This is a genomic window from Paenibacillus sp. N22P23 (assembly GCF_059383735.1).
The window spans coordinates 25044-39196 of record NZ_JBXENT010000009.1 but is presented as its reverse complement, the minus strand read 5'-3'; the positions used below and the strand labels follow the sequence as shown (position 1 = coordinate 39196).

The following is a 14153-nucleotide window of genomic DNA, read 5'->3' as shown; positions in this document are numbered from 1 at the left end:
CAGCAAAAAAGCGCAGCTCCCGAAACCTCGGAAACCGCGCCCTTAATGGATTATTCGTGGTGCTGGTGAAGGGAATTGAACCCCCGGCCTACGCATTACGAGTGCGTTGCTCTGCCCCTGAGCTACACCAGCATGAACCTATCTAGCTGCAAAGAACTGCAACTTTTTTAATATACTGCATCATTTTCTCACCGTCAATCCTCTTTCCAGCACCCATCCTGCACCGCCGTGAGCCACCTATAGAACAAGTATCCCCCGTGATTATACACGGGGGAATTGCCCACTTTGTTGTGCACTATTTAATGAGTTTCTCAAGCTTCAGTTGATCCAGCACTTCATAATTGGTTATAGGATTGTTATCAATTTTTAATGAATTTAAATGAGTGAGTTTCGTTAACGGTTTGAGATCTGTGATTTGATTATCATGTGCATATAAAATTCTGAGATTAGGGAAATGTTCGAGCCAGGTAAGCTCCTTAATTTTTAGTTTCCCAACCGTCAGCCATTGAAGCTGCTTCAAAGTCAAGAGTGGCGAAAGGTCCGATATTGGATTCCCGCCGACTCCAAGGATAGTGAGTTTATTGAAATTGTTCACTACTTCTAAATTTTTGATTTTATTTTCATCCACACAAAATGCTTCCAGATTCGTGAGCCTTGCCAGTTGGTCAATACTATCAATCTTATTTTGTACCATATCAAGTGTAGTTAATTTGGTTAACGATTGAATACTCTCGATGTTCGTTATTTGATTCGTGCTTATATCCAAAAAAACTAAATTCTTAAGTCCGGCAATTGGGCTAATATCTGTAATATTATTGTGCTTAACAGCCAACACTTCCAGCTTAGATAATGACTCTATACCTGTTAAAGATTCAATATTATTATCATTGAGAATAAGCGCTTTAAGATTGGATAAGGATTGTAGATCATTCACATCTTCCAAACCAATCCCTATCAGAGTTAAATCCTCGACGCGAAGAAGATCCTCATCGCTTAAAGGATCATTATGGGGCAGATTTAATTGTTCTCTAATTTTCTCTGCCACTTTTGGATTACTGAATCGGTGCGGAGTTTTACCAGATTGCTGGTTAATAAAAAAAATAGCAGCCACCACACATAAAACTAGCAATACACCTATTGCATTCATCTTTTTCATGATTAACTTCCCTTCACAAAAAGAGTAGTTTAAGGGAAATCCCTTAAACTACTCTTGCCATTAATATTTAGCTTATTGAATAGTTGTACGATACTATCAATTTACGGTAGTACACGCCAAGACTTCCTGTCGATTCTGTATATGATGTTGTGGTTCCTGTTAAACTATAAGTATTGTGAAAAGAAAATGTTTAATAGTAATAAGCAAGAGTTTCCCATGAACCTGTACCAATTTTTCTTTGTGTTGTAGATGTGTAGCTTACAACCTCTTCGATGTATGTGAATGGCGTGATTTCCACGTTAGTTGCATTTTGTTGAACGCTCTCACTTGCAATGCATTCGTATCAAATGTAAGTGACATTAGTGCAGAAACTGCGAGTGTTTTCATGCTGTTTTTCAACATTAAACCATCAAACCTATTAAATCAACATAATTTTACATTTTCAACCTCTTTTATTAGATAACTCACCTTCATTATTCCACTAAAAAACGCGGTTCCCGAACTTCGGAAACCGCGTTTTTATTTAATCTGTAACCCTATGCAACTAGCGCTGTTATGCGCTAACGAATTGTAGGAGCCTTATTTGCCTGAGAACAGCTCCTTTTCGATTCTAACGAATCGTGAGAGCGTTATTTCTAGAAAATGGAGCAAAAATTGGTATCTAAGCACGAAATAAGGTCTGTACGATTCGTTAGATTTTCAAGTCGAGCAATTAGGCTGAATTAAGACCTCTGGGATTCGTTAGAGCAAAATACCGCCTTAAATCCGCTTTCCGGAAGCACCAACCTCCGCTCCTACTCTGATGCCACAGTCGGAACGCCAAACGGCGTGACCGGCAGCCGCAGCGTAAACTTACTCCCTTCGCCCTTGCGGCTCTCCAGCGACAAAGTACCGCCCAATAACCGTGCCAGTTGTAAGCTGATCGACAGGCCAAGCCCTGTACCGCCATAGTTGCGATTAATGGAGCCGTCCTCCTGCTGGAACGCTTCGAAGATCAGCTGCTGCTTCTCCGCCTCAATGCCAATGCCTGAATCAATGATCGAGAACGAAATACGTTGCGGCGACACCACTCGCACTGCCGGGCGGCCCCACGACACCGGATTCCAATTCCGAAGCGTCCGCTTCTTCAGCGCTGACGGCTCGATCGGCACGCCTCCCTCAACTTTGACAACGAGCTTCACAGAGCCGGATTCCGTAAACTTGAAGGCATTCACCAGCAGGTTTCGCAATATCTGATTAACCCGCAGCGCATCAGATTGCATGGCCTCTGGTACAGCCGGAGATATTTCGGTTTCGAAGAGCAGCTTCTTCTGTCCTGCGACCGGCAGAAACTGCTGATGCAGTGTTTGAACAAGTTCTTCGATCGATAGCGGCTCGAAGTTAATGTCCATCTTCCCGGCTTCCACCTTGGAGAGATCGAGGATGTCATTGATCAACTGCAGCAGATCATTCCCTGCCCCATTTATAAGCTCTGCATAACGGACATCCTCAGGACTATACCGATTCGTATCCTCTTCCTGCATTAACTGAGACAGCAAAATAATACTGTTTAGCGGCGTCTTCAGCTCATGCGACATGTTCGCCAGAAACTCGGATTTGTATTTACTCGCCAGCATCAGCTCGCGTGCCTTTTCTTCGACATCACGCTTAGCCTCTCGCAGCTCTCGCGTCTGCCTGCGCAGCAGCATATTCATGGTTCGAAGCTCGTCAACCCGCTGCTGCTCCTTCTGGAAATCACGAATGATGAAGATCAGCAGCGCGCATAACAAAAGTCGCAGCGGCAGCGCATAAATACCAAACTCCAGCCAATAGGTACGAACATTCATGAGATCCAGATGAAGCAGTGTCAGGGTCACAATTAAGGCATACACTACATTTACTACAAGTAGGGTGGCCGTACTTTTCCATAGGAATCGCCACGGCTTCCATTTTAGCCAATTGCTTAGCCAAGCACTAACAAGACCAACGATAACCATATTCAGGAACCCTGCTATGGCTGCTTCATCAAAGTCGAGGAATAGCCGTCCGATGCCGATTCCAACGCCGATCAGTGCTATGACGAATGGGGATGGAAAGACGAGCACAGCAATGATGAGCGGTGCTATACGCAGATCAAGCAGGTGCAAATCACCCATCCGAGGACCGAATGCCATCGCACACCAACCGCCAATGATGAACATCGCTATGGTAAGACCATATTTGACACGATTCGACGCATATTGAAAAAGGTATCTGTACCCCAAATCAAACAAATAAGCAAGTGCGATAAGCAAACTGATATTGGCGAACAATGCTTTTGCATTAGTCAAAACGTGATCCCCCTGCCTTCCGATTGTTGGTTATTACCCTATATTTGGTGGAATGACACACAGGTGGATTATTATTGTACCTCTTCGCAAATAATACCATTACCCCCTGTTCAAAATTGCCGAAATTTGTTGTAATTTGTTAGAAAAGGTTAAGTAAATCAAACAAAAGACTCATGTGGATTTTATAAGCGACTAAAAGATTTTGTTTACAATGTAGTTATTAAAATAAACGGAGGCGTATTCCCAATGACAAAGGTCATTACCTTCAAAAATCGTTCCGTCCCAGTCCACTACCCATCCGAGAAATTGTCCTATATGGAGCTCCTGCATAATAAATTATTGGAAATGGAATTCAACTTTGATTTCCGTAAGAAGTGGAAACGAATTAAGTCGGTTGAAATGATTCGTGACGTCGCTATTTTACAATACAGTGACGGTACAAAGCTATATCTGGAAGTGTGCTAACGGCCCCCCTCCGCTCAGCATACTCCGCAACGAAAAGGGCAGCCAGCATGTTGGTGTACATTCGATGATTCGAATGGTACGCTCGTGCCGACTGCCCTTTTATTTTCATTTATAGAAGAATTACACCTGCTGAAGCTGAAGCAGATGTGTACCAACCGCTTCTTCCTGCATCGGAATTCCGAGCAGATAACCTTGATAGAAGTCGCAGCCCCACTGCTTCAATAGCTCCAGTTGTCCTTCGTACTCTACGCCTTCTGCTACAACCTCAAGGCCCAGCTCATGCATCAGTGCGATCAACGCCTTCACAATCGCGGCATCCGCATGTTGATCGCAAATATGCCTGATATAGGAGGTTTCCAGCTTCAATGTATGCAGCGGCAGTTTCCGTAAACAAGTCAATGAGGCATACCCAATACCGAAGTCATCCAGCGCGATGCGGATTCCCAAATCTCTTAGCTGCTTCAGAACCGCGTAAGCCCCTTCGCCGCAAGCGATCATACTTCTCTCGGTAATCTCAATTTCCAAACATGCCGTCGATGTTGACGTTTCTTCAAGAATACGCTGCAAAGACTGGACGAATTCCGGTAAAACCAGCTGATTGGGCGACAGATTAACAGATACAATCATCTGCGTCAGCCCTCTGGCGCTAGTCCTGCTCAGCATACCGCAAGCTTCGCGGATAACCCATTCGCCGATCTCCACGATTTGGCCGCTCTGCTCAGCCAGAGGAACAAATTCATCTGGCAGGAGTAATCCGAGCTGTGGATGCTGCCAGCGCAGCAGCGCTTCAAAGCCTCTCAGCCGCCCCTGTGCCTCGTACAGTGGTTGATAATAGAGCGACAGTTCATTGCTCTGCAGAACACTGCGCAGCGCGATTCTGATCGCTTCCATGCGATGGATCTGCGCAGCATCGTCCTCTGCATATACAACAACCTGGTTGCCGCCTGCCTCTTTCGCTTGCTGAAGCGCAGTTTCTGCATGTCGAACAATTCTCTCTGCTGTCTCACCATCTGCAGGGTAACTGCTTACACCGATGCTGCAGAATGGCTGCAGATTCTGTCCACGAACTTGCAGCCAATCCTCTGCCGTCTTCTTCAACTCTTCTATTAGCTTGTCCGATTCAACAGGCGCATCGTCCAACTTCACGACCCGAAATAAGAGAAACGTATTGCCGCTGAGCCGGAACACCGAACCTGACCAATGCGTAAGCTCACACAACCGATTGGCCATTTGACGAAGCGCCTCGTCACCGAAAGCAGTCCCTCTGGTTTCATTGATGAGATAAAAGCGATCCATATCTACAAGCGCTGTAAGTACGCCTCTATCACAGCTTCTTGCCAAGGAAACCGCTCTTGCGAGCATCGCAAATGCGGCTTTTCGCCCTGGCAAGCCTGTTAGTGAATCATATACCTGATCAGCAGGCGCATTCCCACGGCGCTGCGAAGCAGCCCGCTGAGAGAATGGATCCCTGACTTCCATCTCCAATCACCCATCCTTCCGACCTAAAACCAACATGACTGTCATAGGTAAATTATCACACAAAATCAGTAGGAATAAAGTAGGTATTTAAGAGAACTGCATTAATTTTACCTAAAAAAACGCGTAAAAAAGCTCTCTGCCACACGAGTTTCGTGCCCCGGCACAGAGCTTCTGCTGTTTATGGAATATTTTGTGTTAATCTGTACCTGTTGCCTAGCTACCGCAACAGGTACGAATTGTTAATCCAAAGACAGCACATTAATATCTTGCTGTCTTTGGATTGTTAATAAACAGATTCCACTTCAGTAACGTACTTATACCCGACTCCCCAGACGGTGCGGATATAATGCGGTTCCTTCGGATTCTTCTCTACTTTGCGTCTTAGATTCACGATATGTACATCGATAGCTCGATCCGTAACAAAGGAGTCAAACCCTCGAATCGCATTAATTAAGTCTTCGCGGCTAAATACCTTACCAGGATGAGTAAGAAAGAGCTTCATCAGTTCAAACTCAGAGAAGGTCGTTTCAACAAGCGTCCCGCGCACAAGCAGCAGTCGCCGCTCCGAATCCAGCCTAATTGTCGTCTCTGATTTCTCATTGTCGACTACTGCTTGAAGGACGCCTTCAGCAACAGCAGATTGCATCAGCTTCGCTCTACGAATAAGTGCTTCAACACGAGCACTCAGCTCGTGCATGGAGAAAGGTTTGCATAAGTAGTCGTCAGCGCCTGCACGCAGTGCTTGGACGCGCTCCGATACTTCAGATTTCATAGAAACAATCATGATCGGAACCGAGGAATGCTGGCGTATTTGGAGGCACAGCTCTGTACCATCCCAGTCAGGAAGCATGAGATCGAGTAGAACGACATCCGGTGCGAACTGTTCCAGCAGCTTTAATCCTTGCCCGCCGGTAGCAGCCTGTTTTATTTCGTAGCCCTCTTCAGACATGTACATGGACAGCATATCGCTCATCATCACATCATCTTCGATAACCAGTATTTTGTACATGCTTCTCACCTCATGAAGGGATTCATGAATCGACTAATCTTCTTACTACTAATATACAATAGGAAGATCAACCCAACAATAGATTGTTAGAAATTTGTTAGGATATATTGTCGAAATCTGTCAACTCTGACAAATGAGAAACAAGTTCTTTCAGAACCTCGTTTACTTCAGCAGCAGCATTGTACACAGCGTCAATATCCAGCATATCTTCCGGCGTTTTGAGCAGTTGCTCAAGCTCCTGCGCGGTTTTGGCGAGCATGACTGCCGACAAATTGCCGGCAACTCCTTTGAGCGTATGCGCCATCCGACGAGCCAGCGTGAAATCTCCGTTCGTCAGCGCTTCGTGCAGCCGCTCGTCAAAACTTACGTAATCCTTCACAAACAGCTTTAACATATGGTTCAAAATATCCCGTTTCCCGTTCACCCGCTGCAGTGCCTCTTCCAGCTGCAAGCCAGGTATCCCCTTGTGCAGCCATTCGTCATCGAGCGATTGTACAGGTACATAGACAGCACCTACGGCATCACGATCTCTAGACTTCGTCTTGGCCGGTTCGACGCGCAGTTCCCCTCCGTAGCGAATCCACTTCGATATGATCTGAAGCAGCGCATCCGGAGGAATTGGCTTTGTCAGCACATCATTCATGCCCAGCTGCATATACCGGTCATGGTCCTCCTGCATAATATTCGCAGTAAGCGCCACGATAGGCAGCCGATCATACTTCGAATCAAGACGAATAATACGCGCCGCCTCATCGCCGTCCATTTCCGGCATATGAATGTCCATAAGAATGAGATCGTAGCGTCTTGTTGTCAGCTTTCGAAGCACTTCGGTTCCGGTCTCCGCCACATCCACGGTAAAGCCCCATTCCCGTAGTTGTTCAACAGCAACCAACTGATTAATGTCGTTGTCCTCAGCAAGCAGAATCGCTCCGCTTGGCCGCTTCGGTTTCTCTACAGCGGCAGCCGCTACTTCGGCATCAGCCGTCGTCACAACCAGTTCCGTATGCTCAAATAACGTCAATAATGATTGATAAAGACTCACTCGGGTGGCCGGCTTCACAAGTATCGCATCCGGACGCTTCTCCTCCGGCAGCTTGAGAAGCTCCTCGCGGCCGTATGCCGTCGTCAGCGCAATCGTCTTGACCCCGGCATCCCTTGCCGTTTCATGCATGCTATGCCAAGTCTCTTCCCCGTACATATCTGGCATTTCAAAATCCAGCAGCAGCGCAAATGGCCGTACACCGATACCAGAACGGAGCAGCCTCTCCTGGGCTGTTTTCCATGAAGAAAGCGCAATTGGCGTCAAACCGCAATCTGCGAGACCAACACAGAGCCGCTGACTCAGCAGCTCGTAGTCCTCGACGACCCAGATGGAATATTCCTCGCCTTGCCCCAGTACGAATCGACCCTGCTGGTGCTCCTCCGCTATAGGAAGCTCAATCGTAAAGGTAAACTGACTGCCTTTGCCGATCTCGCTCTTTACTTGAATACTGCCGCCCATCAGTTCAACCAAACGCTTAACAATAACCAAGCCAAGGCCCGTACCTCCGTATTTGCGATTGGTGGCAGCATCCGCTTGGACAAACGGTTTAAACAGCTTGGAAAGTTGCTCTTCCGTCATGCCGATCCCGGTATCCTCCACGAGGAAGGCAATCCGCACATTTTTCTCCAGCCGCCCACGCGGGTGCAGTTGGACCTGAAGCTTGACATGCCCGTGTTCCGTAAACTTGATCGCATTCACACATAAATTCAGCAGTACCTGCTCGATTCGCAGCCAATCCCCGATCAACTGCTCGGGCAAGTCATTCGGTGTATCGATAATGAATTGGAATCGTTCCTTGCCGCCTACAAACATGCTCAGCAGTTCTGTCAGCTTATGAATCATACTGTAGGGGTCAAAGGGCATTTCATTCAGTTCGATTTTGCCGGCCTCTACTTTAGCAAAGTCCAATATATCGTTAATAATCGACAGCAGCGCTTCAGAGGAGTCTCTCGTCTTATGGAGATAATCCAGCTGCAGTGAAGTTAGCTCCGTCTTCTGCAGCAGCCCGGTTAGACCGATAATACCAGCCAGTGGCGTTCTGATTTCATGGCTGATTTGAGCCAAGAAGTGGCTCTTGGCCAGGTTGGCACTCTCCGCTTCGCGCCTTGCGTGCTCAAGCTCAAACTGCACCCTTTTATGCTCAGAGATATCACGTGCGATACAAGAATAGAAGGTTTCGCCGGTTTCGTCGTCGTGATGAACGACAAGAATCTTGGAAACCGGAATAAATTCGCCTTGAACGGTCCGCAGCAGCACCTCATCCTCTTGGTAGCCGTAAGCTTGCGCGTCCTCAATGCCTTGCAGCAGCTCGCCGATGGTACGCATCGGCATTTCATCATTGTCACTATAGGATTTATGTATGCCAAGAAGCGTGCGCCCCGCCGCATTAATATAGAGCAGACGGCCTTGATCATCGAACATGGCGATAAGATCCTTCGCTGCTCCCATAACCTTAAACTGCCTGTTACGCGCCTTCTCCGCTTGCTTCTGCATCGTGATATCGCGGGCAATCGCAGCCACGCCGATAAACCTGCCCTCCCGGTCCCTCATCCCGTTAGAGCTGTGGGCAACCGGGAAGCTGGTACCATCCTTGCGAATATAATTCCACTCCCGTTCATAGGAGAACCGTTCCGAACGAAGCATTTCAAAGACCGTAATATCAGCTGGCACCGGGTAGCCATGTCGGATAGAAAGCCGCTCAGCCTCCCGCTGAATATCCGCCGGATCGATAAACAGCAGACCAGTCGCCTTATTGATGACCTCTTCGGCCTTATACCCCAGCATCAGCTCTGCCGCTTTACTGAAATAGGTAACGCGGTATTGATCGTCAAGCACAATGAAAGCGAATTGATTCTGATTAATCATCGCATCCATGCGACCAAACATTCCGCTCAGCTGCACCTTCATTTCATTGACTGAATGCGAAAGCTGCGAGATTTCATCCCCACTGTCATCCAGCACGTTATTCACGTCAAACCGACCGGCAGCAGCTGCCTCCGTTACATTGATAACACGTTTAATACGCCTGATAATGTGATCGGAAAATAGGAAAAAGAGAATCGTCAGCATCGCCTCGGCAATGACGATAGACAGGACAGAACGCCACTTAATCGCTACCAGCGGCTGTTGAATTTCAGACAAGGATACGTTTAATCCAATATGCCAGGACGTACCTTTCACTGCGGAGAAAAACAGAATGGATGAGCCGGATTGTCCATCCAGTTCAAAATAACCTTTATCATTAACGAGCATATCCAGCGCGGCTGGCTGGAAGGGCAGCTCCTCGGACAGAATCGATTTCGAAGACAGCTCATTCATCCCGCTCTCTGTCGGCGCTTCGATGATTTCTGCCTTATCGTTATACATGAATAATCGGTCGGTTGTCCCCACGCGAATATTTAAATGTTCACTATACATACGCTCTGCGAGCAATGAGGCGTAAATAATTCCAATGACCTCATTGGTCGTGCCGTATACCGGAACTTGGATCACAATGATTTTGGACTTCGTGCTGCCATTTGTCATCGGATCAGTCACGACGACCCGGCCGCTCATGGCTATTGGAAAGGAAGGGTCATTAGCTAATTCGATTATTCTTCCGTCGCTGAGCAGTGCCTTACCGCTTGGATCAGCGAAACCGATCGTCTCAAACGGTGAACCCGTTCTGCGCGTCTCATTCCAGAAGTAAGCTTCACGCTCGAAATTAGCACCGAATCGCACCTGGTCGGTTCGGCTCATCACTTCTACCTCTGCTCGGCGGGTATCGATCCAAGAAGATAAATTGTTTGCTGTATTTTGAACTTTCGTATTGGCCTTCTCGATAAGCGCTTCCATAATGGTGTGCTGGGCTGCTGAATAATTGCCGTAGCCGACAATAGTCAGAGCGCCAGAGGTCACAACGAGGATAAGGACAAGAACTTTGGTTCGCAATGAATAACTTCCCAATCTAAGCCCTCCAGTAAGGATCAATGGTAGTAATTACCCCCATTATACCTTGAGAGGAAAAAGCTTCATAGATCAGAGATGGAGTTTCCTATTCGATTTGTCCTATGAATTTGTTTGCATTTGCAATACCTGCATACGATGAATGTAGTAATGTTTGGAGCAATATCCCTTACTAATCGACGATTTTTGGCATTTCACCCACTTGCACAAGGTCGGCTCTGCGGATTGACGAACCTTGGTCACCACCGGATCTCCGTGTCTACGCCAACGCTGATGATGCATGGAGCACATATTCTTCGCCTTCACTGGTTTGTCACATTCATTAATGGTACAATTTTGCATACAAATTCGCCCTCTCGATGTAAATACAATGATGCAACTCTATGTATTATTATGAGTGAAAATGCTTCATTTGGAAAGTTCCCTGAGCTGCATTTCTGTTGGTAAATGTAGCACTGCATGATTGACATGGATTATATTAGAAAGACCGAATAATAAAAATATTCATAAATAATCACAAGAACTTATAAATAATCAGTTGATAATTCAGTTTTTCGCTCTTATACTGTTCTATAAACGACGAATGGATTGCGTTTACAGTCGTTAGATTGTATAAGTAGCATTCGTCACTCAACAGCCAAAGCCGATTGCGAGGGATAGCCAAAGTGACACTATTGACCGCTATATTTCATACCATACGAACGCCATTAGCTGTTGTTGTAGGACGGGGTGACGACATACGGTTTAACAGCGCAAACAAGGCCTTCTCCAATCTTGTGGGCTGCTCTGAAGCAGAACTGGCAGGCTTGCCGCCAAGCAGACTGTTTTCGACTTGGAACAATAACAATCTGCTCACCTCCATTAGCTCCGAGACTGTGCTGTTAGATCGGCCGAAACCTGAAGAGCCGCAGCGACTTCTCCTCACCTGGGAAGCCGTAAGGGATACGGAAGAACCCGCTTACCTGCTCACAGCCGAAGATATCACAGCCAAGACTTGGATCGACACGATGAGCAGTTCGAAGAAAGTGATGTTCTCCGGTATTTTAAACGATCGTTATGTCATAGAGCGATATTATCAGCATGATTCCGCACCGTTGTACGGCCGCCTCATTCGCATCGAGCAGGAGTCGCTTCACGAGTTCTTCAATAACAGTGACCGCGATCGTCTGGTTTATGCACTCGAGCAAGCAGCTCTGCACAATCGGATGGATCGCATTGTCGTTCAAACCAAGCTGGCAGCCAACACAGCCCAGCTGGAGCTGAATATTACCTTCCGTCCGTTCTATAGCGGCGATGGTGTACTGAAGCACTTCGGCTTTATTGTGACAGATGTCCAGACGATTTCCGAGGCTGTTGATCCTTCGGTTACGTTGAAAGTGCTGATGGCACGCAGTTACATGTCCGCCCAGCAGCTGTCTCTTGAGACCGGAATATCGCTTCAGACGATTTCTAAGCTTCGCAATGGCAAGATCGGCAAGCCGCAGCGGCAAACCGCGATGCTTATTGCATCCAAGCTGAACGTTACCCCTCAAGATATTTGGCCTTAATCAAGGTGAAACGGCTGTCGCCGTCCTCTTGGCGGCGCAGCGCGTTTCATTCCGGTGAAATATAAGCCTTGTATAAGGTGAAACTTATACAAGGCTTATATTTACAGAAAAGCGGAGATCCCGGGGATCTCCGCTCAGGCTGTTGACAAAGCCCCTGTTTCGGGGCTTTGTCTGTTTAATGACTCACAGAAATGAAAAGGTCTCCGCACTTCAAACAACAAGATCGCCTTAACCTTCCTGCTTGGACAGGTGGTTGGCGATCTTTTTTATGTTCAGGCAGATCGCAGTCATCCGTGCTTGATCCAGCACTTTTTTTCCGCGAAACCGGCAACAGTAAAGACCTTGTGCATTCATTCCTGCAACATGAAAGTGTGGAATGCTCTAACGAACCGTGGGGCGCTTATTTGACCATTGATGGCACCGAAAATATGCTAACGAACCGTGGGGGCTCTATTTGACGGTTTCGGAGTAGTTGGGAACCAATTATCCCAGAATAACGGCTCTACGGTTCGTTAGATTCCCGAAGCCCCGAAATTCGGCCGAATAACGCCCCTACGGTTCGTTAGATTTTCGCGGCATGCAAGAGGAGGAATGCGAGATGAGATTTTTACTATATTAATGCTGTGATGAGTTAATTTAGATAAAAAAAAGGCCGTCGAGACTTTATCGACAGCCTGAGCGGAGATCCCCAGGATCTCCGCTTTTTCTTCATTATTGTGCCGCTTTATGTACGAGCTTCAAGCTGCGGCTGTTCGCCGCGATCTCTTCGAAAAATTTCGCATCTGCAGCAGCCAAGCGCCGCCATGCTTTTACACAAGCCGGGTCGAAGTGGGCTCCGCTGCCTTGAATGATGATGCCCATCGCTTCCTCTTGCGACATCGCTTGGCGGTAAGAACGGGAAGATGTCAATGCATCATATACATCTGCGATCGCCGTTATACGGGCGAGCAGAGGGATGTTCTCTCCGCTCAGCCGATCCGGATAACCTGTTCCATCCCATTTCTCATGATGAGAACGGATCACCGACAGCTCGTCTTTCAGGAATCCCAGCCTCTTGCACATATCATAGCCGGAAACCGGGTGCCGCTCGATGACAAGCCGTTCCTCCGGCGTTAGCTTTCCTGCCTTGTTCAGGATCGCATCAGGTACTTTCAGCTTCCCAACGTCATGCACGACGCCTCCCTGCGCAACAGCTCGAAGCTGGTGCTTATTGAGCCCCATCTCCTCGCCAAGTCGGAGCGCATACAGCGCAACGCGATTGTTATGGCCGGCTGTATAGGCGTCTCGCGCCTCCGTTGCCATAATAAGCGCTTGAACGCTTGGCGTCTTGCAGGCTTCCAACCAAGCACGCGGATCGGATTGAAACAATACTTTCAGCGAATTGCTGAAGGAGCCTTGTGAGAAATACTGCCGGAGCAGTCCAACTAACATGATAACCATAGAGAACAATAGCAAGATGTGATAGAGCCACCAGCTTAATTTCCAAGCCGATCCCATCACGATAATATATTGTGCCGCGATAATGAGTCCGACACTATAGACAATGGCACGCTGCAGGGGGAACCCGGCACTGCGATAGGATTGCCAATACCGATGCATCGTCCACACACAAGTGATACAAGTGATTGACGAGGCGATCCATTTGTAAGGATCGATATTAAGCGGAATTTCATCTATCATATGCGGCTTCTGCAGCGCCAACAGGCAGACGAAACCAAGCAGCACCAGCCATGCCGGTATGAGCCACGTCCGTATTCTCGACAGCTGCCTTATGATGAATCGATCGGTTGATACAGATGATAAGAACAGCCACACGGAAGTAACCAATACGCTAAGCTGAGCTAGCACACTCGGTAAATGTCCGGCATGAATAATGAAGCCCGGCGTAGTCAGTCCATGCAAGACGAATATCCCGGCCAAGGACACATATGCAAGTGACATGAATCCTACTTTAATATTCCGCAGTCGATGTCCGGCAATACCTACTGCAATAGCAGCCACAATCGCCAGCGCAGCAACAAGCGTTACAATTTGAAAATGCCGCTCCGGTGCCTCGACAGAAATATCGAGCGTCTTAAAGGAACGCAGCCCTTCAAAAAATAAAATGGGCAGTAAGACGCCTAGAATTGGTCCGATGGCGGATTTTTCTTTCATCTGCATGGGGTTAAACTCCTTCACATAGTTCTGCCTCTTACGAGTA

The 14153-nt window shown here is 47.4% G+C and carries 8 protein-coding genes and 1 tRNA gene; 2 read left to right on the top strand and 7 right to left on the bottom strand.

The genetic code is table 11. The features are described from left to right. Positions 1-57: 57 nt before the first annotated feature. The 3 genes from AC506A_RS25470 to AC506A_RS25460 form a co-directional block, all read right to left on the bottom strand. Positions 58-132 (bottom strand) — tRNA-Thr (locus tag AC506A_RS25470). A gap of 163 nt (positions 133-295) precedes the next feature. Next, positions 296-1156 carry a leucine-rich repeat domain-containing protein gene (locus tag AC506A_RS25465; protein ID WP_495463806.1) on the bottom strand — a complete coding sequence of 287 codons (861 nt, stop codon included), beginning with the start codon at positions 1154-1156 and terminating at the stop codon, positions 296-298. 794 nt (positions 1157-1950) lie between these two features. After that, positions 1951-3465: a sensor histidine kinase gene (locus tag AC506A_RS25460; RefSeq protein WP_495463805.1), complete on the bottom strand. Its 1515-nt coding sequence runs from the start codon at positions 3463-3465 to the stop codon at positions 1951-1953. Positions 3466-3711: 246 nt separating this feature from the next. Between AC506A_RS25460 and AC506A_RS25455 the strand changes: the two genes are divergently transcribed. Next, positions 3712-3930, top strand: a complete 219-nt coding sequence (locus AC506A_RS25455) for a hypothetical protein (protein WP_495463804.1) — start codon at positions 3712-3714, stop codon at positions 3928-3930. Positions 3931-4050: 120 nt separating this feature from the next. Here AC506A_RS25455 and AC506A_RS25450 read toward each other — a convergent pair whose 3' ends face one another. From AC506A_RS25450 to AC506A_RS25440, 3 genes are all read right to left on the bottom strand, one after another. Then, positions 4051-5409, bottom strand: a complete 1359-nt coding sequence (locus tag AC506A_RS25450) for a putative bifunctional diguanylate cyclase/phosphodiesterase (RefSeq protein WP_495463803.1) — start codon at positions 5407-5409, stop codon at positions 4051-4053. Between the two features lie 283 nt (positions 5410-5692). Further along, positions 5693-6418 (bottom strand): response regulator transcription factor, encoded by a 726-nt coding sequence (locus AC506A_RS25445; protein WP_495463802.1) that lies wholly within the window; start codon positions 6416-6418, stop codon positions 5693-5695. Between the two features lie 97 nt (positions 6419-6515). Beyond that, positions 6516-10391: a response regulator gene (locus tag AC506A_RS25440; RefSeq protein WP_495463801.1), complete on the bottom strand. Its 3876-nt coding sequence runs from the start codon at positions 10389-10391 to the stop codon at positions 6516-6518. A 680-nt stretch (positions 10392-11071) separates the two neighbouring features. Between AC506A_RS25440 and AC506A_RS25435 the strand changes: the two genes are divergently transcribed. Beyond that, the gene (locus AC506A_RS25435; RefSeq protein WP_495463800.1) at positions 11072-11953 is read left to right on the top strand and encodes a helix-turn-helix domain-containing protein; all 882 of its coding nucleotides are present in this window, start codon (positions 11072-11074) and stop codon (positions 11951-11953) included. Between the two features lie 711 nt (positions 11954-12664). On the opposite strand, the gene AC506A_RS25430 is transcribed toward AC506A_RS25435, so the two are convergent. After that, positions 12665-14113, bottom strand: coding sequence for an HD-GYP domain-containing protein (locus AC506A_RS25430; protein ID WP_495463799.1), 1449 nt, complete (start codon positions 14111-14113; stop codon positions 12665-12667). Positions 14114-14153: the final 40 nt, after the last annotated feature.